At 66.5% G+C, this 24,887-nt stretch carries 23 protein-coding genes; 6 read left to right on the top strand and 17 right to left on the bottom strand.

What is annotated here, in order from left to right; genetic code table 11:
• Window positions 1-82: 82 nt before the first annotated feature.
• Genes HHL14_RS15710 through HHL14_RS15700 form a run of 3 tightly spaced genes read right to left on the bottom strand, consistent with a single transcriptional unit; the run spans window position 83 to window position 1,817 of the window.
• Window positions 83-1,090 (bottom strand): anti-sigma factor family protein, encoded by a 1,008-nt coding sequence (locus HHL14_RS15710; protein WP_169498531.1) that lies wholly within the window; start codon window positions 1,088-1,090, stop codon window positions 83-85.
• Window positions 1,090-1,647: a sigma-70 family RNA polymerase sigma factor gene (locus tag HHL14_RS15705; protein ID WP_169498530.1), complete on the bottom strand. Its 558-nt coding sequence runs from the start codon at window positions 1,645-1,647 to the stop codon at window positions 1,090-1,092. The genes HHL14_RS15710 and HHL14_RS15705 overlap by 1 nt, the downstream gene beginning before the upstream one ends.
• Before the next feature lie 26 nt (window positions 1,648-1,673).
• Window positions 1,674-1,817 (bottom strand): hypothetical protein, encoded by a 144-nt coding sequence (locus HHL14_RS15700; protein ID WP_169498529.1) that lies wholly within the window; start codon window positions 1,815-1,817, stop codon window positions 1,674-1,676.
• Between the two features lie 411 nt (window positions 1,818-2,228).
• Between HHL14_RS15700 and hfq the strand changes: the two genes are divergently transcribed.
• Window positions 2,229-2,717 carry an RNA chaperone Hfq gene (gene hfq, locus HHL14_RS15695; protein ID WP_169498528.1) on the top strand — a complete coding sequence of 163 codons (489 nt, stop codon included), beginning with the start codon at window positions 2,229-2,231 and terminating at the stop codon, window positions 2,715-2,717.
• Window positions 2,718-3,109: 392 nt separating this feature from the next.
• Window positions 3,110-3,301 (top strand): hypothetical protein, encoded by a 192-nt coding sequence (locus HHL14_RS15690; RefSeq protein ID WP_169498527.1) that lies wholly within the window; start codon window positions 3,110-3,112, stop codon window positions 3,299-3,301.
• A gap of 301 nt (window positions 3,302-3,602) precedes the next feature.
• Here the strand turns inward: HHL14_RS15690 and HHL14_RS15685 are convergent, their stop codons facing one another.
• From HHL14_RS15685 to HHL14_RS15620, 14 genes are all read right to left on the bottom strand, one after another.
• Window positions 3,603-4,319, bottom strand: coding sequence for a DUF2968 domain-containing protein (locus tag HHL14_RS15685; RefSeq protein WP_169498526.1), 717 nt, complete (start codon window positions 4,317-4,319; stop codon window positions 3,603-3,605).
• A 56-nt stretch (window positions 4,320-4,375) separates the two neighbouring features.
• A complete protein-coding gene (locus tag HHL14_RS15680) occupies window positions 4,376-5,767 on the bottom strand; it encodes a sigma 54-interacting transcriptional regulator (RefSeq protein WP_169498525.1) in 1,392 nt (463 codons plus the stop codon).
• An 18-nt stretch (window positions 5,768-5,785) separates the two neighbouring features.
• Window positions 5,786-7,627, bottom strand: a complete 1,842-nt coding sequence (locus HHL14_RS15675) for a TadG family pilus assembly protein (RefSeq protein ID WP_169498524.1) — start codon at window positions 7,625-7,627, stop codon at window positions 5,786-5,788.
• 1 nt (window position 7,628) lies between these two features.
• Complete coding sequence (locus HHL14_RS15670; RefSeq protein WP_169498523.1) at window positions 7,629-8,102, bottom strand: DUF3613 domain-containing protein; 474 nt, start codon at window positions 8,100-8,102, stop codon at window positions 7,629-7,631.
• A gap of 32 nt (window positions 8,103-8,134) precedes the next feature.
• The gene (locus tag HHL14_RS15665; RefSeq protein WP_169498522.1) at window positions 8,135-9,037 is read right to left on the bottom strand and encodes a pilus assembly protein; all 903 of its coding nucleotides are present in this window, start codon (window positions 9,035-9,037) and stop codon (window positions 8,135-8,137) included.
• 72 nt (window positions 9,038-9,109) lie between these two features.
• The gene (locus HHL14_RS15660; protein ID WP_169498521.1) at window positions 9,110-10,123 is read right to left on the bottom strand and encodes a type II secretion system F family protein; all 1,014 of its coding nucleotides are present in this window, start codon (window positions 10,121-10,123) and stop codon (window positions 9,110-9,112) included.
• 2 nt (window positions 10,124-10,125) lie between these two features.
• Window positions 10,126-11,193: a type II secretion system F family protein gene (locus tag HHL14_RS15655; protein WP_169498520.1), complete on the bottom strand. Its 1,068-nt coding sequence runs from the start codon at window positions 11,191-11,193 to the stop codon at window positions 10,126-10,128.
• On the bottom strand, window positions 11,186-12,601 hold the full coding sequence (locus HHL14_RS15650) for a CpaF family protein (RefSeq protein ID WP_169498519.1): 1,416 nt from the start codon (window positions 12,599-12,601) through the stop codon (window positions 11,186-11,188). Before HHL14_RS15650 ends, HHL14_RS15655 begins: the two co-directional genes overlap by 8 nt.
• 3 nt (window positions 12,602-12,604) lie before the next feature.
• On the bottom strand, window positions 12,605-13,846 hold the full coding sequence (locus HHL14_RS15645; RefSeq protein WP_169498518.1) for a fimbrial protein: 1,242 nt from the start codon (window positions 13,844-13,846) through the stop codon (window positions 12,605-12,607).
• Window positions 13,847-13,987: 141 nt separating this feature from the next.
• On the bottom strand, window positions 13,988-15,286 hold the full coding sequence (locus tag HHL14_RS15640; protein WP_230413066.1) for a type II and III secretion system protein family protein: 1,299 nt from the start codon (window positions 15,284-15,286) through the stop codon (window positions 13,988-13,990).
• A 170-nt stretch (window positions 15,287-15,456) separates the two neighbouring features.
• The gene (gene cpaB / locus HHL14_RS15635; protein WP_169498516.1) at window positions 15,457-16,398 is read right to left on the bottom strand and encodes a Flp pilus assembly protein CpaB; all 942 of its coding nucleotides are present in this window, start codon (window positions 16,396-16,398) and stop codon (window positions 15,457-15,459) included.
• Window positions 16,399-16,570: 172 nt separating this feature from the next.
• Entirely contained in the window at window positions 16,571-17,062 is a 492-nt protein-coding gene (locus tag HHL14_RS15630; protein WP_169498515.1) for a TadE/TadG family type IV pilus assembly protein, read from the bottom strand.
• The gene (locus HHL14_RS15625; protein ID WP_169498514.1) at window positions 17,062-17,562 is read right to left on the bottom strand and encodes an A24 family peptidase; all 501 of its coding nucleotides are present in this window, start codon (window positions 17,560-17,562) and stop codon (window positions 17,062-17,064) included. The genes HHL14_RS15630 and HHL14_RS15625 overlap by 1 nt, the downstream gene beginning before the upstream one ends.
• 142 nt (window positions 17,563-17,704) lie before the next feature.
• Complete coding sequence (locus HHL14_RS15620) at window positions 17,705-17,899, bottom strand: Flp family type IVb pilin (protein WP_169498513.1); 195 nt, start codon at window positions 17,897-17,899, stop codon at window positions 17,705-17,707.
• A gap of 636 nt (window positions 17,900-18,535) precedes the next feature.
• On the opposite strand from HHL14_RS15620, the gene HHL14_RS15615 reads away from it, so the two are divergent.
• From HHL14_RS15615 to HHL14_RS15600, 4 genes are all read left to right on the top strand, one after another.
• The gene (locus tag HHL14_RS15615; RefSeq protein WP_169498512.1) at window positions 18,536-20,134 is read left to right on the top strand and encodes a collagen-like triple helix repeat-containing protein; all 1,599 of its coding nucleotides are present in this window, start codon (window positions 18,536-18,538) and stop codon (window positions 20,132-20,134) included.
• A 255-nt stretch (window positions 20,135-20,389) separates the two neighbouring features.
• Window positions 20,390-21,883, top strand: coding sequence for a collagen-like triple helix repeat-containing protein (locus HHL14_RS15610; protein ID WP_169498511.1), 1,494 nt, complete (start codon window positions 20,390-20,392; stop codon window positions 21,881-21,883).
• A gap of 377 nt (window positions 21,884-22,260) precedes the next feature.
• Window positions 22,261-23,988 (top strand): ShlB/FhaC/HecB family hemolysin secretion/activation protein, encoded by a 1,728-nt coding sequence (locus HHL14_RS15605; protein ID WP_169498510.1) that lies wholly within the window; start codon window positions 22,261-22,263, stop codon window positions 23,986-23,988.
• A gap of 208 nt (window positions 23,989-24,196) precedes the next feature.
• The gene (locus tag HHL14_RS15600; RefSeq protein ID WP_169498509.1) at window positions 24,197-24,682 is read left to right on the top strand and encodes a DUF2147 domain-containing protein; all 486 of its coding nucleotides are present in this window, start codon (window positions 24,197-24,199) and stop codon (window positions 24,680-24,682) included.
• Window positions 24,683-24,887: the final 205 nt, after the last annotated feature.

Here is a 24,887-nt window from a genome sequence, read left to right as displayed (position 1 = left end):
AGCGAGTGCATGAAGAACACGCGGGCAACACCTCGCGCACCCACGCCACCCTCACCACTCGCCTACGACACGCCGCCCTCCACTACTGCCACGTCTCCGGCTTGCCGCCGAGCTCGCTGCATACGTCGATGGCGATCGTGCGCAATTCACCTTCCGCGATCGCGCCGGACAGCGCATAACCCATGCCGTCGCTGACCCAGTAGAAGGTGCGGCGGTTGCCGTCGCGGAACAACCGGAACGCGGTGGCATCGCGGGCGCTGCCGGTCACGTAGAGCGTCAGGCGCGCGCCTGTCTGGTTCTCGTACATGAACTGCGCGGCCGGCCCCGCCTCGCCGGGCAGCAGCCGGCCACCCACCAGCGAATAACCATACTCCTGCAACGACGGCACCGACAGCGGCCGGTTCAGCCGCTTCGACAACCAGGTGATCAGATGCGCCTCTTCACTCGCCGCGACTTCCACCGGATGACGCCGCTCCGGCGAATACACCGCATACGCGACATCCGCGCGCTGCGCGAAGCCGGCCGGCTGCGCGCCGAAATTGCCCCATGCGCCATTCCACGCGCCGCCTGTCAGGCGCGGCGCGAGTGGCCCGAGCGCCAGCGTGAGCCCGGCGCCGACGGCGAGCCAGCAGGCGGCGAGGCCTACGCGTTGCCAGCCCGGCCGGGGGCGGCGCACGAGGACGAAGGTCGGTTCGTCGAGTGGCGGTTGGGGCTCGGCACTTGTGGCGCGTTCGCGAAACGCAGCGTTGGCGTTGGCGTCAGTTTCCCGCTCGGCACGCGTCGGCGGCCCTTCGCGTGACGCCTGTCCGTCGTCGTGCCCTGCGTACCCTTCTCGTCCTTCTCGCCCTTCCCACGCCCCCGCCGCCTCCCACCCTCGCCCCTCATCGCGCCGCCGCGCGCCGCACAACGCGCGCAGCGCCGCCTTCTGCGCACGCCATGCGGCCACCCGCGCGGCGGCCTGCGGATGCTCGCCGAGTTGCGCGGCGATGGCCGCGCGCTCAGCATCGGGCAACTCGCCATCGACGTATGCCGACAGCGTGCGCAGATCGAGCCCTTCGGGCAAACCGGAAGCGAAGTCGTCGTTATTCATTATCGGTTTCTCACCACTTTCAGCGGCGCGACCTTGTGGGGCTGCGCGGGCCCGTCGTGCGTACCCCGCACCGGCCCGCGCGGCTCCTCGCCGAGCAGCGCGCGCAGATGTTCGCGCGCCCGCGACAGCCGCGACATCACCGTGCCGATCGGCACCCCCAGCGCACTCGATGCCTCCTGATACGTCAGCTCCTCGACGCACACCAGCAGCAGCACTTCACGCTGCTCCAGCGGCAGGCAGTACAGCGCGCGCTGCACGTCGCGCAGCACCAGACCGTCGACCTCGCCATGCGGCGCCTCGAGGTTGCGCCATGGCGCGCTTTCGTCGTCGACGGCCAGTTCGCGGCGGCCGCGCAACTGGTCGATATACAGATGCCGCAGAATCGTCAGCAGCCACGCGCGCAAGTTGCTGTTCGGCCGGAACGCCGACCAGCGCGCAAGCGCGCGCTCCGCCGTATCCTGCACGAGGTCGTCGGCCCAGGCGTGGTCGCCCGTCAGTGCGCGCGCATAGCGGCGCAACTGCGGGAGCCACGCGATCACTTCCGCTTCGAATGTCACCCGGCGCGAACCGGCCGCTCGCGACGCTAGTAGCCGCCGCCACTGCTGTTACTGTTGCCGCTCGTGCCGGACGCGGCGTTGTCGGCGGTGGTATCGGCGGCGTGCGCGAGGGTGCCGCACGCGAGCGCGAGCAGCACGAAAACGGCAGACAGAATGCGCGATGCTTTCATGGTGAGCCTCCTGACGGATGCCCGGCGCACGATCCGTCGATCGTACCGGGCGCGCGGCAGGCCGCGAAATGCGACGCTGCCCATACCGTATTTAACGCCAGCGCGGCGCGATTTATTCCAGCGTATTTTTCGCTCGATGCCGCCACGAGGCGCCCGCTATGCCGCGCCGTGAAGCCGGCTCACGGCGCCTCTCCTCCGCCTTTTCCGCCAGCCGCGCCGGCAACGCCTGGAGACACCGGAAGAACGCGCCATTGATCAGCAGATTCGTAACTCAACGTTACATTGCGCCGTTATCGGATGCTTATGTGCTCACAAGCCGTTATAGTGGACAAAGTTCGCCCCCTCGACGCGTTCTGCCCCCACACAGGGTAAAATCGCGGCGAACCACCGTCTATCTAACTCGAACTGTCCATGGCTTCCGCAGAATCGCATCCGCAAAACGACTTCATGAACGCCGCGCGCAAGGAACGAAAGCGCGTCGAGATCTATCTGGTCAACGGCATCCGTCTGACCGGCTGCATCGAGTCGTTCGATCAGTACCTGGTGATGCTGCGCACGCCGGTCGGCCTGCAAGGCATCTACAAGCGCGCGATCTCCACGATCCAGCTCGACACCGGCACGCGTCCGGCGCCGCGCACAAGCCGGCCGTCGCATGGCGAACATAGCGCGCGCGGCCCGCACGGCTCGCGCGAACATCGTGAGCCGCGCGAACCGCGCGAATCGTATGGCGCGCCGTCGTCGGAGCGTTCGTCGTCGAACGAGCGCAGCGGCAATTCCGACGGCCCGGTGGTCGTCACGCGCCGCCGCCGTCTGTTCGGCACCGGCGGCGAAGGTGGCAACCACGGCGGCAATCATGGTGGTAACCATGGCGGCGGCAGCTCCGGCGGCAATCACCAATAAGCGCGCGATGCAGTAACGGCAGCGCCTGGCCAGTCCGCGGACAGACTACGGCGCTGCGGGATTCTCTCCCGCTACGTTGGTTGCCGATTTGCCGCTCAGTTTCGGTCTCAGCCTCAGTTTCAGTCTCCGTCAAACCGATCGTTCCCGCGATCGTCAGCTCGAATCTCCCCTTGCCCGTAAGCACACGACGACACCGATAGCGGCTGTCGAACCGCTGCTCGCTCGCGCAGTCTGCTTCGCTGCCCTATCTGTTTTAGCTCGGTATCCACGACCGTGGGCCGCGTTCTCATCACGCCCTTAAAACCCGCTGCTACGCGGTGCGGCCGGTACTCGTCGATAGCCTCGATGGACTATGCTGAATCGATGAACTCTCTCTACCAATGGAGCACATCATGACCAGCAAAAACCAGCATGCAGCCCAGCCTTCGCGTACGCGCCGCGCGCCGCAGCCGTCCGCCGAGAGCCGGCTCGATGAAGCGTTAATGGAAAGCTTCCCCGCCAGCGATCCGATCGCCGTCGACGTATCCAGTCCGTCTCGCGAGCGCGCGCGCAAAATCCCGACCGATACGCGCAAGCGGCATTGAAGCAGGAAAAAGAATCCGCCAGCGCGCATGCCTACACGCATGCGGCATAAATAACGAGATGGCAGAGGAAGCGCGATCGACGTGCTGCTCAAGCAGCCCGATCGAGACCTGGAAGAGAATTGAGATCACCGCGATAACGACAGGCAGGCCTTGCGCCTGCCCCAACGGCCGATCCGCGGACCCAACCCGCACGCCCCCCGCGCAGGCCAGTCCATCGGACCTCACTCCACCGGCGGATAAACCGGGCGGCGCTTCGATTGCCGCACCGCCCCACCCATCCGCCGGTTTCACACGCTTACGCTCAGTGCGGCGGCAAACCGCTTTCGAGTTCGCGCTGCAGTTCGCGCACCTGACGCTGCGCGGCACGCAGTTGATCCTGCGCGGCCACCTTCTGCTGCGCCAGCGCGGTCGCTTCCGCACGCTTCTGCTGCTGCTGGCTCGCGACGATGCTCTGCTGCTGACGCGCGACGTCGAGGTCGGCCTGCAGCCGGCTCGCGCGATCCTGCGACAACGCGATCATGCGCTGTGTGAAGGCCTTCTGCGCTTCGAGCTGGGTACGACGGATTTCGACGTCCGACAGTTGCACTGTCTGCCGCACGAAATCCTTGTAGATCATTTCCGCGCGCGCGACGTCCTGGGTCTTGATCACGCGCCAGAAGTTTTTCTGCTGGAACAGCGCGACGTAATAGGTCATCTCCTTGCCGTAGAACAGCAGGCTCGCGCCGTAGGTGCCGTTGTACGTGGTGCGCAGTTCGCTCAGATCCGAGCCGCGGATCATCTGCTGCAGTTCCGCAACATTGCCTGCCGCGGATTGCCGGCTTTCATCCGGCGTCAGTGCAGTCGTCTCCGCCTGTCCGGCCTGCGAGGTGTCCGGCAACGCCGTCGTGGTGCCCGGCTGGGACACGACCGCGCCGCTCGCGCCACTGTTCTGCAACGCCTGTGCATGCGCGCCCTGTACGGCCCCCAATACGATGCATGCGGCCAGAGCGATCTCTCGTAGCTTTGACTTTCGGTCCATGTAATTCCTGCTGAACAGTTCTTCTCTTGTTGTGTTGTAGTGCAAACGGCCGATTATTACTCACTTTCGCGAGTTTCGGGCTCTTCGTCAAAAATTTGGTATTTGCGCATTTTCTCCCACAGCACCTTGCGGCTGATGCCGAGATAAAGCGCGGTGTCCTGACGCCGCCAGCCGTTCGCATCGAGCGCGGCCAGCACGCGGTTGCGTTCCGCCATGTCCCATTTGCTGCGATCGACCAGCACCTCGGCCGCGCTCTCCGCCGGCACCGGCTGGCTGGTGCGCGCGAGCGCGAGCAGGCGCTGCAAACGCGCCGCATCCCACGCGCCGATCTGACGCACCGTCACGCCGATCCGCTCGGCGAGATTGCGCAGCTCGCGCACGTTGCCGGGGAAATACGTGTCGGCGACCGCGTCGGCGAGCCAGTACGGCAGATCCGGCAGCGCGGACAGACGCTCGGCGCCGACCACCTGCGCGATGAAGGCCTTGAAGATCGCGATCTTGTCGACCGCGCCGCGCTCTTCCAGCGACGGGATCTTCAGCTCGATCACCGCGAGCCGGTAGTAGAGATCCGCGCGGAACGTGCCCTCCTTGACCAGTTGCGGCAGATTCTTGTTGGTCGCCGCGACCAGCCGGAAATCGAGCTTCACGGGCGTCGCCGAACCGATGCGCGTGACCGCGCTGTCTTCCAGCACGCGCAGCAGCTTGACCTGCTGATAGAGCGGCAGATCGCCGATTTCGTCGAGAAACAGCGTGCCGCCGTCGGCCTGCTCGAAGTAGCCTTTATGCGCGACCACCGCGCCAGTGAACGACCCTTTCGAGTGACCGAAGAACAGCGACTCGAACAGACCGTCCGGAATCGCGCCGCAGTTCACCGGGATAAACGGCCCCTGGCCATAACGGCCGTGTTTTTCGTGCAGCAGTTGCGCGATGCGCTCCTTGCCGACGCCTGTCTCGCCGTGCACGAGCACGCTGGTGTCGCAGTCGGCGAAGGTGTCGACCTCGTGCAGCAGCGCCTGCATGCACTCGGAGTTCGCGATCATCGCGTCGGATTCGTGCGTCTTCGCGCTATGCGCGCGCATCTGCAGCACGAGCTTGGTGACCATCCCGCGCAACTCGGCGCAGGTGAAGTCGAGCGGCAGGATGTGCGAGTACTCGGACGGATAGGTGGCCGGATCGTGCTCGCGCGGCGCGGCGCCGACCCACACCACCGGAATGCCGTGCGCGGCCTGCCAGTCGCGCAGAATCAGCGCGCCGCTGTCGATCACCGACACGCTGATGATCGCCAGCGACGGCCGCAGCGCGGTGCGCTCGGGAGAGATGGCGATATCGTCCGCGCGGATCACCTCGACATCGAAGCTCGCCATGCAGCGCGCGACGCGGTCGACGATATCGGCCTTGCCCTCCCAGACGTAGATATCGAGTTCCTCGATTTTGGTGGCGGTTCTCATCTTGGAATCTTGGATAGGCTATTGGACCAGTTGCGGGACACCGCACGTCAGCGACATGTTGTGAACGGTGGCAGTGCCGATCTGGACGCCGAGCAGTGAGAGGACGGGGACGATCACCGTGTTCAGCAGACTGAAGACGGCTTGCAGCACCGGCGTCAGCAGCGTCGTAACGAGCGACAGCGCCGGTGAAAGGACCGCGCCCAGCAGATTGCTGCCGAGCAGTTGAATGGACAACGCGCCGGGCGCCGCGACCTGCGCGAGCAGCTTCGTGGTCAACGAGGACAGATCGCTGCCGAGCGCGTTGGAATTCACGGTCTGAGTGACATTGAAGCTGCCGGAGGAACCGTTGATCGTCACCGTCATCGGTCCCGGCGACGCATTCAGCGGCCCGAGACCAGGCAGCGCTACGGCCGCGACCGGCACCGTGCCGCCCAGCAAGGTAATCGACGCCACATTGACGGCCGGCACAGTGGAGCTGCCGGTACAGGCGCTGCTCCCGCCGAGGCACAGCGACGCGATACCGGGCGTCACCTGCAAGCTGGCCTGCGTCGCCGCCTTGGTGGCTTCGCAATCGATCGACGTGAGCGACGCCGTTCCCGGTGCGACGTACAAGGTCACCATCACCGGTGTACTGAGCACCGACACCGTCACGAGGTCCAGCAGATCCACCGGCTGCAACGCGGCAAGCGTGAGACTCAGCTTGACGGAGGCCGTACGCGCCACGGTCCGGGGCGTTCCGTCGCTATTCGTGCCGCCTTCACCGACCGCCAGCACCGGCGGATTGATCACCTGCAACGACAGTCCCGCGACCCCCGCGAGTGCCGCCGACACATTGATCACCGGCGCGGTCCCGTTCGGATTGCTCTGCGCAATCTGCGCCGCGACCATCACCGCGTCGAGCGCGTTGATGGTCGCGGTCGCCGCCGAATTCGGATTCGACAGCCCCAGCGAGAGCAAGCCCGGCGACGACGTGCCGTTATCGCCGATCGTGATGTTCTGGCCGCCCGGCACCGCCACCGCCAACGTCTGCAAGATCGCTGCGTCGATGGTGTCGCCGCCCGCCTGCAACGCCGACACCAGCGCCAGCGCAAATTTCTGATAAGAGACCGTGGTCGCCAGCAGCCCCTGCATCGACGCCGCGCCGAGCGCGACACGCAGCTTGTCGAGCGAGATCTGCGCGTTCGCGAGACTCTGCGTATCGCCGACGCTCAGCGAAATGCTGGTCTTCAGCAGGCCGCCGAGAATCGCATTGAGCAGCGCCGACTGCTGCGTATTCAACGACGCGATCGCCGTGCCCAACGAAAACGCATCGATATTCGACGCGACCGCGGTCGCCGTCGCGCTTACGCTGCGCGGCGGCCCGACGAGAAAGAACATCGGCACCTGCTGCGTCACCTTCACCTGCGCCGCGTTGAGCGGATTGCCGCTCGTGCCGAAGTAGGTCTTGCTGCTCGTGTCCCAGCGTCCGCAGCTCGTCTTGATCACATAGGTGCTGCCGTCGACGGCGAAGCCGTTCGCCTGCGCGTTCAGTTGCGCGGCGTTCTGCGCGCCTGTGCAGCCGGACGGCGTGCTGATCACCTGCACGGCCGCCATCGCCGACATGTCGGCGGTGCGCTGCAACTCGCGGCGCACGAAGTACACGTTGCCGATGTCGATCGCACCGAGCGCGACGACCGCGATGCCGAGCCACAGCGCCGCCAGCATCATGATCGAGCCGCGTTGCCGACGCGTGCCGACAACGCGCGTCGCGCGCGCGGTCGGCCATTCGCGCGACCACGCGCGCAGCCGACGCACGGCGACATCGCGCGGCGCGCCTGTCACGGTTGCGCCGGGAGTCGGAAACGGTGATTCGCCGTGCATGTCAGTTCCAGCCGCCCGATCCCGAGCCGCCGCCCTGACCGCCCGAACCGCCGGACCCGCCCGAGCCACCCGACCCACCGCTGATGCCGAGTGTCGAACCGTACTGATCGGGAATCTTGTTCTTGAACGAGTCCATGTAACGCTTGTACGCAAGCCCGGCTTCCGCGCCGAGCATCGGCTGCGCCGGCGCGGCCTGCGCGCCGCTGCGCTGCAGTTCTAGCCACGCGATGGTCGAATGACCGATTTCGCTCTTGCGTACCGCCGGCCGCGTGTTCTGCACCGGTTGCGGCTGGGTTGCGTCGGCCGTCTGCGCGGCGGGAGCGCCGGCCTGCGCGGATGCGTCGCCAGCCGTCTGCGCCGCCGCCGGCGTCACATCAAGCGCCACACCCAGCGCCGCGATCGCGACGCAGCCCGCGACTGTCCGCACGCCTCGCATCGATACGCGCCAACCCCGAATCCCTGTTCTGTTTGTCATGTCCACTCCCTGAATCCCTGACGAGCGCGCGCTCACTGCGCGAAACGCTGCAACAGACGCGGCGCGGGTTCGATGCCCATGCTCGCGACCGTGCGCGCATCCGCGGCCGGCTGCGTCTGCCCCTGTTCTTTTGCTTGCCCTTGCGCGGCGCCTTGCCCCTGCGGGGCGCCCTGTATCGAGCCCTGCACCGTCCCCTGCGCCGCCCGCGCCCGCGCGCGCTCGGCCGCGGCGATCTTCGCCGCATCGCTGCTGATCGCCGCGCGCACATCCGGCGCGAACTGCTGCTGGTTCATCACCGCGAGCGCCTGCACATCACCGCCATTGGCGAGCAGATACAGCACCACGTTCGCGACGATCTTCGGGCTTTTCTGATCGAGTTCGGCCGCCTTCATCAACGGCACGCGCGCGCCGTCGACGTCGCCGTCACGCAGCCGCGCATAGCCAAGGTCCGACAGCGTCGCCGCGTCGGTCGGCGCGAGCTGCACCGCCTGCTGCAATTGCTGCGCGGCATGCCCGAAGTCGCCGGCCGCGCCCGCGAGCAGCCCGAGGCCGCGATAGCCGCGCGCCGCCAGCGGCGTCTTCAGCAACTCGCCGTACGCGCCCGCGGCGGCGCTCGACTGCCCGGTCATCCGCAGCGCGTCGGCGCGCAGCAGGATCGAGTCGGGACTCGTGCCGTACTGCTTGTCATACGCGTCGATATGCGCGAGCGACGCGAAATACAGCCCCTGCGACTGCATCTGGTCGATCAGCCCGAGATACATCCCCGGCGTATTCGGCGCGGCCGCCTTGTCGGCCTGCTGCGACATCATCTCGCGCTCGGCCTGCACGCCGACGCCGTAGCCGAGCGGCGTTTTCGACGCGCACGCGCCGAGCAGCGCCAGCGCGGCGAACGTGGCGCCAGTCGCGGCAACATGCGCAACACGCACAAACCGCATGAGAGGCCGGCGGCGACTGGGGCTGCAACCCGCGCGGAGATCGGAGCTGAAATGGTGAGTCATCGCGAATCCTTAATGCTTCGCCGTGTGAAACGAATGCTGAACCGCCAGCACGCCCGGCCCGGCGGTGACGATCATCAACGCCGGCAGCAGCGTGACGATCATCACGCCGGTCATCTTCACGGCAAGACGGCCGATGCGTTCGCGCAGCATCGCGCGGCGCGCTTCGCGCAGGCGGTCGCCGAACTGCTTGAGCGGCTCCTGCACCGCGCCGCCGTGACGGTCCACCTGCACCAGCAGGCGCACGACCGCGCGCAAATCCTCGTTGTCGTAGCTCGCCGAGAGCCGGTTGAACGACTGCTCGCGGGTGCGGCCGGTCGCGAACTGGCGCTGCGCGATTTCGAGTTCGCTCGAGAGCACCGGCAGCATGCCGCGAAAATCGTTGACGACGACCTGCAAGGCCTGATCGAGCGACAGACCGACGCCCTGCAACAGCCGCAGCAGATCGACCAGCAGCGGCAGTTCGTTGACCACGCCGTTGCGGCGCTTGCCGGCGCGTCGAGCCAGCACGAACTTCGGCGCCATGAAGCCCACCATCGCGACGACGATGACCAACGCGAAGTAACGCGTGCCTTCGACGTGCCCGCTCGCGAGCACGCCGATCACGACCGGCAGCACGATCGCACCCACGAGTCGCGCCATCAAAAACAGACCGCGGCTGCGCGTATCGACGAAGCCGCATTGTTCGAGCAGACGCCGCTCTTCCTCGGCGACGATCTGACGGCCGAACGGCGTGTCGAGCCAGCGCACGCCGGCGTGCGCGAAACGCTCGAGCCAACCCTTAAGGCCCTTAGGCTGGACCGCACGCGCGGGCGCCTTGTTGCCGACCTGCGCGGCGCCTTGTCCATCCGCGCCGCGCGCGGCGGCGGCTGCCGCGCTTTGCAACGCGCGTTCGTCGAGCGCCTGACGCAGCGTGCGTTCGCTGCGCCGCGCGGCGGCGACGCGCGCCAGCACGAGGCCGGCGAGCAGCAACAGACCGAGCGCGGCCAGCAGCAGCGCGAGAACGACGAGGTGTCGGGCTTGCATCGTCAGTCTCCCAGCCGTGCGAGGCGGTACAGCAGATACGCGCCGACCAGTTGCAGGCCGAACGCGAGGTAAACGAGCTGGCGCCCGGTCGGGTCGTACCACATCGACGCGAAATACTTCGGATTGGAAAGGATCAGGAAACCGCCGATGCCGACCGGCAGCATGCCCAGCACCCACGACGACAGCCGCGTTTCCGCCGACATCGCGACGAGTTCGCGCTCGGCCTGTTCGAGGTCGCGCATGAACGACGCCATGCGGTCGAGCATCACGTCCGCGCGGCCGCCGTATTTGACCGACAGCCGCAGCACCGCGCCGACCAGTTCGAGTTCACGCACGCCGTAGATCACCGCGACCTGCGACAGCGCGCGATCGATTTCGACGCCGGTGCGCAGCATCCGCGATACGTAGTCGAGGCATTCGCGCAGCGGCGCGTCGGTGCCCTGCAACGCGGCCTGAAACGCGGCGGGCACGCTGTTGCCGAGCGTGATGAGCCGCACGATGCCGTCGAGAAAGAGCGGCAGTTGCCGCACGATCTGCTGACGGCGCTTGTTCGCGCGCGTCGTCAGCAGGAAATAGAAGAACACCGCGCTCGCGAGCAGCGTCGCGCAGACCGCCAGCAGGCCGCCCGCGAGACCGGCCCACGCGCACAGCGCGAGCACCAGCAGCGCGCAGAGCGTGAGCGGACCCTTCGCGTCGGCGATACCGGCGCGCGTCAGCGCGTACTGCAGCATGAAGCGCGCACGCGCGTACAGGTACTGCCCATGCGCGCGCCAGTCCGCGTTCGCGCCGGGCGCCTGCGGCGCGACCAGGGTCGCCGCCGATGCGCGCGCCGCCGCTGCTGCCGCTGCTGCCGCATTACGTTGCGCGGCCTGCGCGCCGCCTGTCATGCCGCCCAGCCCACCCGCAACGCCCGCCGCCGCACCGGCCGGCAGCGTCGACGCCATGCGGCTATCGATATAGCGCTCGACACTGGCCTGGCCCGTGCGTTGCGCGCTGCGCTGCCACAGCAGCAGCGCCAGCGCCGCGCACACGAGCGCGAGCGCCACGCAGACCAGGATCGCGCTAGACATTGAAGCCTCCGCCGAAACCACCACCGCCACCGCTGCCGCTGCCGCCGAACCCGCCGCCAAAGCCGCCACCGCTACTGCCACCGAAGCCCGCATTGCCGAAGCCATGGTTCGGCTCGCCGCCGCCCAGCGTCTGGCGGAAGCGCGCGAGTTTCGGCGAATGCGGATGAATGCCGAGCGACACCCAGTTGTCGAGCTCTTCGCCCTCGGCGGTCACGATCGGCTCGTAGCGATACAGCTCCTGCGTCGCGATGATGTTGTCCGACAGCCCCGTGACTTCGGTGACCGACAGGATGCGGCGGCGACCGTTCGACAGCCGGCCGATCTGCACGATGAAGTCGATCGCGTTGGCGATCTGGCGGCGCAGGCTCGACTCGGTGCCCTGGAAGCCCGCGAAGCCCGCCAGCATTTCGAGCCGATACAGACATTCGCGCGGCGAGCTCGCGTGCACGGTGCCCATCGAACCGTCGTGGCCGGTGTTCATCGCCTGCAGCATTTCGAGCACTTCGCCGCCGCGCACTTCGCCGACAATGATGCGGTCCGGGCGCATCCGCAGCGTATTGCGCAACAGGTCGCGAATCGTCACCACGCCCGCGCCGTCGAAACCGCCCGGACGGCTTTCGAGCCGCACCACGTGCGGGTGATTCAGCGACAGCTCGGCCGTATCTTCGATCGTCACCACGCGCTCGCCGTCGGGAATGTGGAACGCCAGCGCGTTGAGCAGCGAGGTCTTGCCCGAGCTCGTGCCGCCCGCGACCAGCACGTTGCAGCGCGCCGCGACCGCGGCTTCGAGCAGCGCGCCGATCTCGGCGTTATAGGTGCCGTTGGCGAGCAGATCGTCGGGCCGCATCGGGTCCTTGCGGAACTTGCGGATCGACACGATCGGCCCGTCGATCGACAGCGGCTCGATCACCACGTTCACGCGGCCGCCGTTCGGCAAACGCGCGTCGACCATCGGGTTCGATTCGTCGAGGCGCCGGCCGATCGGCGCGAGAATGCGTCGCACGATACGCAGCAGGTGCGCGTTGTCGGCAAAGCGCACCTGGATGCGCGTGAGAATGCCGTGGCGCGACACGTACACGTCGTTGTAGCCGTTGATCAGAATATCCTCGACGGCTGGATCGGCGAGGAGATCCTCGATCGGCCCGAAGCCCGCGAGTTCCTTGGTCAGCGCCTCGGCGATCAACCGCACTTCGCTTTCGTTGATCGGAATGCGGCGCAGCCTGACGAAGCTGTCCATCTCCAGATCGACGAACTGGTTGATCGCGTTGCGCGACCAGCGGCCGAACTCGGAGCCGAGCTCTTCGATACGCGTGAGCAGATGTTCGTGCGCCGCGTTCTTGATGTCCTGAAACTGCTGGCTATGCGCGAACGAAGGCGCGTCGTCGGCAAACTGGATCTCTTTTGCCATCGTTTATGACCGCTTTTGAGAAGTGGGAATGAGGCGGCGCAACGCGTCGAGCGGCGACTTGCCGCGGGCGTGGCCGGCACTCTGCTGCGCGCCGCCGAGCCGCTCGATCAGCGGTTCGAGCGCGCGCACGTACGGGTCGCGCGGCGCGACGTCGACCAGCAGCTGTCCCTGGTTGACCGACTGGCCGAGCACGACGCGCCGTTCGGGCAGCGTCGCGAGCAACTGCACTTCGAGGCGCTGCGCGATCTGCGCGGCGGCGAGGCCGAGGTCGGCATCGAACTTGTTGACGATCAGTTGCACCTGCGAGGTATCGACACCCTCTTCGCGCAGCGCGTCGAGCACGCTGACCGCCGACACGATCGACGCGACGCCCTGGTCGCACAGCAGCCAGGTTTCGTCGGCGGCCTGCACGACGTGTGCGATGAATTCGCTGTTGCTGAAGCCGCCGAGGTCGATGATCTGCTGGTCGAAAAACGCGCGCAGCCGGCTCAGCAATCCGATCGACGACGAGTACGACACCTCGCGCATGTCGGCCAGATTCGGCGGCAGCGTGGTCAATGCGAGACCGCTCGCGTGATGCGACAGCGCGGTGTGCACGAAGGTCTGATCGAAGCGGCGCAGATTGCGCACCGCCTCGACGAAATTGAATTCGCTGCGCGTATTCAGCAGCAGCGAGCCGTCCGCGGCCGGCAGGCCGAGATCGAGCAACGCGGCCTGACGGCCCTGGGCGACATCGCGCCGCTGCAGCAGCACCCCGAGATTGGCGGCTAGCGTACTCACGCCCATACCGACACGCGCGCCGAGCAGCGCCGTCACGTGACCATGCCGGCTCACCGGTTCGCCCAGATTGTCGAGTACCTGACGCGTGATCCGCAGCGCGTCCTCGGGCGGCCCCGACAGGTCGATGAAGTCGCGCACGCCGGCACGCAATGCGGCAAGCGCGCTCTCGGGCTCGGCCAGCGATCCAAGCGCGACGATCTGCAGCGCCGGATGCGCGGCGCGCACGGCGCTCGCGGCCGCGCTCGCCGCCGCACCGCGACCGCACGAAAAGTCGACGAACACCAGCGACGGATTGAGCATCGCGATGCGCTGCATCAGCAGCGTCGGATCGAGCGTCGACACTTCGACTATGCCCGCGGTGACGAGCGTCTGGGCGAGCCAGTTCACGTGTTCGTCGGCGAGCGACGCGAACACGAAATGATCGGTGATCGCCCGTTCAGTCAACGATTGCGTTCTCGCGTTCATGTTGGACATCCTCTTGCGGTATCGGCCGTGAAGCCGCCGCGTCGTACTGCCAGCCACGGCACGCGCGCGGATCGCGCGCACCTCGGCTCGACAAACCCTGTTCCAGCGCGGCGCGACCTCCCGCACTCGCGTGGACCCTGCTCATTTGGAAAAGCCCGGCACGGTATCGCGCGGCGCCGCGAAGCCGCCGATCAGCGAACGCCATACCGGCCCGTCGCGCTGCTCGGACAGCTCGCCCGGCGTCGACGGCAAGGTCGCGCCCTTCGCGAGCGGCGAGACCAGATGCGGCGTCACGATGATCACCAGCTCGCGCTCGTTCTGCTGATAGCTCAGTTGCTTGAAGAACGCGCCGAGCACCGGCAGATCGCCGAGCAACGGCACCTTCGACACGTTCGACGCCGTCTCGCGATCGATCAACCCACCGATCACGAAGCTCTCGCCGTCGCCGAGCTCGACCGTCGTATCGGCGCGCCGCGTGATGAACGCGGGCACCGACACGCTGCTGATCGTGACCGCGTGCGCGAAGTCGAGCTGGCTCGCCTCCGGCGCCACCTTCAGCGCGATGCGCTGCGGGCTCAGCACGGTCGGCGTCAGCGTCAGGCCGATACCGTACGGCTTGTATTCGATCGACGTCTCGCCGAGCGACTGCGGCACCGGCACCGGCACTTCGCCGCCGGCGAGGAAGCTCGCGCTCTGCCCGGACAGCGCGACGAGCGTCGGTTCGGCCAGTACGCGCGCGAGGTTGTTGCCTTCGAGCAGGCTCAGATTCGCGAACAGTCCGCGCGACGCCGAGTTGAACACCAGGTTGAACGCGGACGAGATCGGCGTCGTGCTCGCCAGGTCGAGCGACGAACTGCCGCCGCCCGTCGCCGAGGTCAGCGACGACGGCGAGAACGAGCCGAACGTGAAGCCGTTGTTCTGCTTCGAGAAGTTGAAGCCGACTTCCTTCAGCACCGAGCGGCTGAACTCGACCACCCTCACGTCGACCTGCACGACCGCGCGATTGGCGACCGTCGATGTGTCGAACACGGTGCCGTCCTTGCCGAGCGCGCCCTGCGCGGCAACCACCGCGCGCTGGTGCGATTCCATCGTCGCCGATGAACCGGACACGAGCGCGGTGCTGCCGAGCACCTTGACGCCCGGCGTATCGGTGCCGAGCAGCGACGCGGCCGCCGGTGTGGTCACGTTGACCGTGTAGTTGAGCGGCGTGTCGCGATCGCGCGTCCACACCATCAGGCTCGTGGTGCCCGCGGCCTTGCCGACCAGCAGCACGCCGCCGCGCTTGTCGCCCTTCACGATCAGCACGTCGGCAACGTTCGGATCGCCGATCGCGACGCGCTGCAGCGCATGACCGGTCGCGAGCTGGCGCTGCGCGCCGACCGTCAGATCGACGGTCTGCGTGCCCGTATAAGCCGTCTGCGTGGGCTCGATGGTCAGCATCTGGCCCCGCGACGCGCGCGCGGCCGCGGCCTGCTGCACCGGCCCGGCCGCATCGGTCGCGGCCGATACGGCCAGCAACGCCAGTCCAAGCCACGCCGTCTTCCTCAAAGCAAAATTCCGTTTTGTCATGTAGTTATGGACGCGACTGGCCGCCCGCTCCCTGAAACCGCTTACCAGGCGACCGTTTCGGCCCGCCCACCCCGTATCACTTCGATACCGCTCTTCGAACCGCTATTGCCCGCAACGCGCGTCGGCGCCATCGGTGCGGGCGCGCGCGGCGCCGCCGGCCGCACGGCGCCGTTGCCGCTGCCCGACAAGGTGTCGAGCGCGACGCCGGCCGCCGCGCGCGTCGAGTCCTGCAACGGCGCAGCGCCCGCTTGCGTGGACGTTTTCAGCACCGACGGATAAGGCGGCAGATCGCCCTGATCCAATACTTCGGCATCCTTCGGATTGCGCAACGCGAAGATCAGACGGCCCGAACTCTCGGCGAGCGTCAGACGATCGACGTCGGCGAGCGGCACCGCGAGCACCGCGGTGCGCACCAGACCGTTCGGATCGCCGCCGGTGTCGTTAGTGGTGGTCGCGCTGCCGAAGGCGAGCACGCGCACTTTCGACAGCAGCAGACGCGCCTGAGTACGGTCGATCTCAGCGCCGGCGCCGACACCAGCGTTGCCGTCGCGCTTGAGCGTGAAGAACACGTCGACGAAATTGCCCGGCCGCAGACGATTGCCGACCGCATTGCCTTCGTCGACGCGCACCGACAACGCGCGCTCGCCCGGCTCGATACGCTCGGCCAGTCCCGACGACAACTGCGCTTCCAGCACCGGCGATTCCGGACCGATGTCCGCGTTCGGCACGCGGCCGACCAGTTGCGACGGATCGGTGAAGGCACCGTTCGGGTTGATCGGCAGCGACTGCACGCGCAGCGCGTCGACGGTGATCGGCTTGCCGCCCGGCAGCGTGCGGGTCGCGACGACCACCGGGAAGCTCGCCTGCGCGGTGGGCGCGACAGCGACCGGCACCGGACGGCGCGACAGCGACCACGCGAACAGGCCGAGCACGACCGCGAGCGCGATCAGAACACCGGCAAGAATTTTGGTCAGATTCGGCATGACAGGACGTGCAATGAACTGCGTCGGTTAAATGGAACCCGGTGTGAAGCGCTGGACCGGGAGAGCCGGGAGAGCCGGGAGAGCCGGGAGAGCCGGGAGAGCCGGGTGGGCCGGGTGGGCCTTGCGCAGGCGCGCTCGCGTTCGGTCGCGATGAAAAGAGCCGGCGCGTGCATCACTGGATGTTCTCCGGGTTGAGCTGGACGGTGGCGTTGCCGGACAACGTGTTCGGCACGGTCAGGCCGAGCAGCGGCAAGGTCGGCACGAGCGGATGCGCACGGTAGTTGAAGCTCAGCGAGACGTTGATGCATTGCATCGCGTTACCCGGCCCGCAAGCCGTCGTGGTGGTCGTGCATTGCATCGACTGCACGAGCGTCACCGCGACCAGATTCGCTGCATTGCATGCGGCGGTGGCGCGCTTGCTGAGTGCATCGCTCATCGACGAATTGCTCTGCCAGTTCAACGCCGCGCGCGCGCCTTCGGAGGCGGCGAGCGTCAGGTTCTGCTGGGCGACGAGAATCAGGCTGTACGTGACGATCGCGTACAGGATCAGGAAGAACAGCGGGAACACGAGCGCGAATTCCATCGCCGCGATGCCACGCTGCGCTCGGGCGCGAGCGGGATTGGCGCGCGGCATGCGTGCGTACGGCCTGTTGCTTGCGTTCATCACAGCCCCCCGCCCGTTACGCGCAACACGAGCCTGAGCGTCGCAGCGACCGTCAGACAGGCAGCATACGGCGTCGATGCCCGCCCTGCCAGTTCGAAGGTGGCGCCTCCTCTCGCGCGACCGAGACTGCCGAGCCGCGTACGCATGACGATCAGCAGCCACAACGCGTGCACGCCGGCCGCAAGACTCGCGGCCATCCACAGTCCGAGCAACGCATGCACGCCGCACCATGCGCCGAGCACCGCGAAGACCTTGACGTCCGCGGCGCCCATCAAGCCGAACGCGAAAAACGGCAGCAGCGCGAACAGACCGACCAACGCGCCGAGCAACGCATGGGTGAACGAAATGTGGAATGGGCCGCATGCGAATAACGCGCAGCCGAATGCCGCGACTAAACCCGCAATGACAATTGAATTGGAAATACGCCTCGCGCGGCAGTCGCTTATTGCAACCACCGCAGACCAGGCGATAAATAACCCCATTCCCAGAGAGACGCTCATTTCGAACTCGACAGGCGAAGCAATGCCATGCGAATTAGAAATTCAATTCGCATTTGCCAATAAGCTATTCGGCAACGCGTAAACAAAGCATTCGGCGCGAATTACGCCGAATGCTTTACAAAACGCTTGCAGTCGATTTTCGTTATGCAGCCGCCGGAAGCTGCGCGGCGATATTCTGGAACACGGTAAGAAGTTGCTGACCGATCCCGCCTACCGCCGCGGCGATGACCAGCACGATCAACCCTGCGATCAGCCCGTATTCGATGGCCGTAACGCCCTTCTCATCTCTCAGGAAGCGTTGTGTGAACTTTTTCATTTTGTACCCTCGGAACTTCATTTATTCGTTTGTTTCGTGCTGCCTGTACGATCGAAGACCATCGATGCGACCAACCGTGTTTCTCTCATTTCCGGTCGTGTCTGCTGCCTCGACGTCGCTCCACCCTGCAGCCGCCTTGACTAAAACGGACGTACCAGAGCTGTCTGTTCGATAACGCACCTCCCACATCAATTGATGATGCTTGCGGGTTTTATAGCCGAACAAAGATATTTAAGCAATTGTCCGATGCCATCAATCCGAGGCTCTGTATGTTTTTGGCCTCTATTCAGGTTAACGGCAGTCCGTACGTTACAGCACATAGGATTAACCATAAGTTAGATTCGCCGCACTAATTAACCGTTTCAACAGAACGTTTCAAGCAGGTCACGACGTGGCCCAGCGCTGCGTTACGCGTGGCGCCGTAACGGCGCGCCCGGCTCGTTACGTTACGCCGCCCTCTCAAACGCATAACGAAGTGTTTTTTTTCGCCGCCTCCGGCACCCGCCCCTGCTATTCCGATCGTTCGCAAAGCCTTGCTGCATAAGGCACTGCGCGAGTCGCCCGCAAAAATCCCTGAATTGCTCATGAGAAATGGCACGGCTCGTGCAGAGATAGGCCCGCAGCAACACCCAACAACTCATGCGATACGAGGGCGACATGAACATTCAAACGACCAACACGACTATTCGGGCAACCCTGATCGCGGCCAGCGTCGCCGCGATGCTTTCTCTTGGCGCGTGCGGCGGCTCCGGCAGCCTCAGCACGGGCACCGGCAGCAGCGGCAGCGGCTCGGCCGGCGGCACCTTGTCGACGACCGGCAGCGGTTCGACGGGCGCGGGCGGCTCCGGCGCTTCGACGAGCAGCACCAATTCGGGCAGCACGTCGAACACGGGCACGGGGAACACCACGAGTACGGGCAGCAACACCTCGACGGTCGCGAATGCGCTGGGCACGGTCGCCGGTAACGGCGGCGGCGTGGTCAGCGATGTCGGCTCCACGGTCTCGAGCGTCGGCTCGGTGATCGCTTCGCAAACGCTGCCGGGCGTCAGCTCGCAGACCACCCAGGCCACCGGCAAAGTCGTCGAGGATGTCGGCGCCGCGGTGTCGACGCTCGGCAACGGCGTATCGCAAGGGCTCGGCCAGCTCGGCACCGGCAGCAACGCGGTCGGCACGACGGTCGCGAGCGTGGGTGGCGTGGTCGGCAATGTCGGCAACGCGGTCAGCGATACCGGCACGCTCGTGAAGAGCCTCGGCAGTGGCGCACTGGCACCGCTGTCGGCGGTCACGACGCCGCTCGGCAACGTCGTCAGCACCGTCGGTCAGGCCGTTACGAGCGGCGGCGGCGTGCTCAGCAACGTGCTGTCGACGGGTCCGGTCGAGCAGGTCACGCAAACCCTCAGCACCGCCATCACGCCGATCACCTCGGTGGTCTCGTCGACCACCCAGACGGTCGGCAACGTCACGGGCATCGGCGCACCGGTGAACTCGCTGCTGGCGACGCTCGGCGGCGGCCTGAACAAGGCCGGCAGCGCGGTCGCGTCGACCGGCAACAACCCGATCACGACCGCGCTCGGCAAGACGGTCAGCGATACCGGCACCGTCGTCGCGTCGCTGGGCGGCCTCGTCACCGGCACCAGCAGCAACCCGCTCAGCGCGGTGACGAGCGCGCTCGGCGGTCTGACGAGCGGCCTGTCGGGTAGCACCAGCACCGGCTCGCTGACCTCGCTCGGCGGCACGCTGACGAGCCTGACCGGCACGCTCTCGGGTTTGACCGGCAGCTCGGGCGCAGGTAGCGCGCTCGCGCCGGTGACGAGCCTGCTGTCGAGCGTGACGGGCACGTTGACGAGCGCGAGCGGCGGCGCGAGCAGCCCGCTCGCCCCGGTCACCGGTCTGCTGTCGAGCGTGACGGGCGCCCTCGGTAGCGCGACCAGCAGCACCGGCTCGACCAGCGGCTCCAGCGGCCCGCTCGCTCCGGTCACCGGTCTGTTGTCGACCGTGACGACGACCCTCAGCAGCGCGACCGGCGGCAGCAGCAGCCCGCTCGCGCCGGTGACGGGCCTGCTGTCGGGCGTCACGAACACGCTCAGCGGCGCAACGACCACCGCGGCCACCACCACGAGCGCGGCGGCGACCACCGCGTCGACGACCACTACCAGCGCGCTGTCGACGAGCTCGACCAAGGGCACGACGAGCACGCTGCTCTCGCCGGTTACGTCGCTCGTCAGCGGCGTGCTGGGCGGTCTGACGAAGAAGTAAGCGGCTTTCGCGCGACGTGCGGCGGGCTCACGCAGACGTGACATCGCCGCGCTTCGCGTGAGATTCCGCCCGAGCCGCATCACTCACGTAATCGACAGGTAGCAGACAGGCAGCGAAGCCGGAACGTGGCGCGAACCGCCTCGCGTTTGCGGCATGGTTTCGCCGCCCGGATCAGCGTCGCCCGGCGCATCGCAACCGCCTACGACAGATCGAAAGTAGTCGCACACGACACATCAAAAACACGGAGGAGCAACGATGTCCACTCAAGGTCTTTTCTCACTTCAGACAGCGTGCGCGACCGTGTCGTCGTTGCGCGCCCCGCTCGTCGCGGTTGCCGTCGCGAGCCTGCTCGCCGCCTGCGGCGGCAGCACCGTCAGCGCACCGCCGACCACCTCGAGCACCGGTAGCGGCAGCAACACGGGCACGACCACGACCGGCACGACTACCGCGACGCAAGGCACCAACGGCCTTGCGACCGCCGCCGCGCAAACCACCAACGACCTCGGCAAGACGATCTCCGCGCAGACGATCCCCGGCCTGAGCTCGAAGGTCACCCAAGGCCTCGGCGATGCGGTGTCGAGCACCAGTACCACGCTGAACGCGACCGCCGACGCGGTCGCCAACGGACTCGGCCAGATCGGCACGACCGCCAATCCGGTCGGCACCACGGTGGCCGGACTCGGCTCGGTGGTCAGCTCGACGAGCGGCGTCGTGCAAGGTGTGAGCACCGCGGTCGACGGCCTCGGCAGCGGCAATCTGGCGCCGCTCTCGCCGGTCACGACGCCGCTCGCGACCACGCTGTCGACGGCCGCCACCGCGCTGAACGCGGGCGGCGCGACGCTCGGCAACGTGCTCAACTCGGCGCCGGTCCAGCAGGTCACGCAGCCGCTCAGCACCGCGATCACGCCGATCGTCACGACGGTCGGCCTCACCACCCAGGAAGTCGGCACGCAGACCGGCCTCGGCGCGCCGTTGAGCGGCGTGCTCGCGAAGGTCGGCGGCGCGTTGAGCACGACGGGCTCGAAGGTCGGCTCGGCAACCGATAACGCGCTCGGCGCCGACGTCGGCACGCTGGTCAGCTCGCTCGGCAACACGGTGACGAATGCCGGCGGCCTTGTTAATCCGAACGGCGCGAATGGCGCGAATCCGATTCCCGGTCTGCTGACGAGCCTCGTCGGCAGCACCAACGGGGTCGTCGCGAACGGGCCGCCCGCCAACAGCAATCCGCTGAGCCCGCTGCAAGGCTCGCTCGCGAGTCTCGGTCTCGGCAGTGATCCGCTCGGCTCGCTGACGACCCTGCTCGGCGGCTCGCCGCTCGCGACGCTCAGCACGACGCTGGGCGGCACGCCACTCGGTTCGTTGACCTCCACGCTGAACGGCACGCCGTTGAGTTCGCTGACGTCGGTGTTGAGCAGCACGCCGCTGGGCTCGCTGGGCTCGCTGACGTCGGTGCTCGGCGCGACGGGCAGCACGGCTGGTACGTCGAATCCGCTGTCGACGTTGACGAGCACGTTGAGCGGTCTCACCAGCGGTGTCACGAGCAGCACCTCGGGCGGCAGCAGTTCGGCGCTGGCACCGGTCACCGCGCTGGTCGGTCAGTTGACCACCACGGTGACGACCGTGACGGGCACGCTGGGTACGTTGAGCGGTTCAAGCAGCTCGTCGTCTTCGGGCAGCTCCAGCTCGGGCAATGCGGCAAGCGGTGTGACGACCTTGCTCGGCAGCCTGTTGCCGCTGAGCCATAAGTAAGTAGTAAGTCTTTGCCGATGCGCGCGTCGCATCGTGGTGATGTTTCGATCGTCCGGCCGAGCGCAACGGTTCGCGCCGGCCGGACGATCGAGGCTCGCGACGCAGCCGTATGCAACACGCACACAGCAGTGGCAGTAGCAGCAATCAATAACAGCAAACAGCGGTAATAACGCGGCGGCAGCGGCAACGCAGGCATCGCGCGCAGACAGTCGAATGCATCGTATCCGTCACGCATGCTTAGGCGTGCTCAAGCTCACGGCGCGCGTGACGATATATATGCAAGCGTGGCAGTATGCGTCGAGCCTCACATAAGCGATCGCGACCAGCCTGGCCAGGCGGCACGCCGCAACACAAGAACCGCATACGAGGAAAATCCGATGACATCCGGATATGGCAGCAAACGGAGTAGATGGAGTAAATGGACCCTCGCGCTCGTCGCACTCGCGGCAGGCGCCACGCAGATACCGGCTCACGCGCAGTCGCGCCCCGCTGGCGCGGTAGTCGGCGGCAATCCGCTCGATTCGCTGCCGCAGGTCAAGGCCCCCGACCGCGGTCCGAACGTGACCGTGCAGGTCGCGCCGCAAGCCCCCCAACTTCAGGAACTGCTCGCCCGCCATCTGACGCCCACGCGCGTGCAGGTCGAGGGCGTGAAGTCGATTCCGTTCGACGAAGTCGCGCAACGCTTTACGCCGCTCGTCGGCAAGGACATCACGATCGGCCAACTGATCGAAGTGGCCAACGGCGTGACGAAGTTGTATCAGGATCGCGGCTATGCGCTGTCGATGGCCTTCGTTCCCGCGCAAACGTTCGAAGGCGGCGTGGTACGCGTGACGGTCGTGGAAGGCTATGTGTCGGCGGTCAAGATCACCGGTAATCCGGGGCCCGTCGAAGAGAAGATCCGCGCGATCTCCGAGCACATTGTTGCCGACCGGCCGCTGCGGCGCACGACGTTCGAACGCTTCATCCACGTGCTCGGTCTGCTGCCGGGCATCAAGGTCACGGCCAACGTGCCGTCGCCGCAGAACACCGACGGCGCGACCACGCTCGAGCTGGCCGTCGAGCGCAAGCCGTTCAATTTCAGCGCGGGCGTCAATTTCAATCAGCCCGGCGTGCAAGGCCTGCTGACCGCGACCACCAACGGGCTCACCGCGCTCGGCGAACAGCTGAGCATCTCGGCGCTGCTGCCGAAGGGCCGCGACAACGTCACGTATCTGGCCGCGCATGCGGGCGTGCCGATTGGCACCAATGGGCTCACCGGCAACATCGACGCAACGCACTATCGCGGCAATCCGACCAACAATCCCGGCCTGCCCTCCAACGTGCAGCGCACAGTGATCAACGACAAGATCGGCGGCTCGCTGTCGTATCCGCTGATCCTGAGCGATTCGCGCAGCCTGTTCGGCACTGCGTCGGTCTATGCATCGCACAACGAAGACCGCTATCACAACCAGGATACCGGCGCGCAGATCGGCCTGCGTTCGCAGGTCCGCGTGATGCAGTTGCAGGCCGACTACACCGCGGTCGATCCGGGTCAGGTCAGGCGCGCGAGCTTCAACGTCGCGAAGGCTTTCGACATTCTCGGCGCGTCGAAGTCCGGCGACACCAACGTGCCCGGCACGGTCGTCACGAACCCGGCGTCGCTGAACTTCGTGCGGACCGGCGCGAGCTTCTCGCAAACCAACGAGTGGCCGCTGAAGATCGGCACGTCGATTTCGCTGACCGGCCAGTACAGCGCGGTGTCGCTGCCGACTTCCGAGCAGATTTCATTCGGCGCGCAACGTTTCGCGCAGGGCTATCAGCCCGGCGAGGCATCGGGCGATTCGGGCTGGGGCGCGATGTTCGAAGTCAACCGGCCGATCGCGCTCGGCTTCACGTATCTGCAATCGCTCACGCCGTACGTGTCGTTCGACATGGCGCGCGTTTATCTGCATGCGGGCACGCCCTCGCCGTCGAAGCTGTCTTCGATCGCGTTCGGCTTCCGCATTTCGGATTCGCGCTACTACAGCCTCGATCTGTCGGTCGCGAAGGCCGTCGGCGATGCGCCGGTCGAAAGCGCGTCGCGTAGTCCGCGCATCAACGCGACGTTCTCGTATCAGCTGTATTGACCGGCATCGACCTTCATCAAAATCCGCGTGCAGATTAGAAGTTCCACTATCAAACGGCACGCGGACTTTCGCGTATTCTGCGCTGACGATGCAACGGCCCGCCGTTGGCCTCGTTCCGCATCACGCAGACGAGTGCCGCACATTCGCTCGCGATGCCCATAACGCCGCGCGACCACGATCGCGCCGTCTCTCATCAAGGAGGAAGGCAATGACGCAATTCACTCAACGCGCCCGCGCAATCGCGCTGCGTACCGCACGCCACGCCGCACTCGCCGGCGCCCTGCTCGCCAGCGCCGTCACCGCGATGGCCCAGGCAACGAGCCCGGTCGGCACGTGGCAAACGATCGACGATCACACGGGCCAACCGAAGGCACTCGTGCAGATCAGTCAGGACGGCAGCGGCGAGCTGAGCGGCAAGATCATCAAGGGGCTCAACCCGAACGATCAGGCGGATCGCCGCTGCACCGCCTGCACCGACGCCCGCAAGGATCAGCCGATGCTCGGCATGACCATCATCAACAGCATGCAGAAAGACGGCGACGCGTGGGATCACGGGCAGATTCTGGATCCGGAAAACGGCAAGATCTATAAATGCAAGATGCACCTCGAAGACGGCGGCAACAAGCTCGTGGTGCGCGGGTATATCGGCGTTGCGCTGCTCGGCCGTTCGCAAACGTGGATCCGGCAGCAGTAAGGTTTGATGGCGTGCGGTATGCGTAGTGCGGTGTGCATCGCACGCTGCACGCTACGCAAATACGTGCGCTGCCGCGCGTGCTTTTTTTGCGACAGTATCTGGCAAAGCTGGTGGACAAGCGAAAGCGCATAGCATGAACGACGGCCGGCGACGATAATCGCGCGGCCGTTTTCATTTGCGACACGCAAACCCGCTTAAACCTTTG

Source organism: Paraburkholderia antibiotica, from assembly GCF_012927125.1.
Classification (GTDB): domain Bacteria; phylum Pseudomonadota; class Gammaproteobacteria; order Burkholderiales; family Burkholderiaceae; genus Paraburkholderia; species Paraburkholderia antibiotica.
The sequence above is the reverse complement of the archived record's forward strand: the minus strand, read 5'-3'. Positions and strand labels throughout refer to the sequence as shown.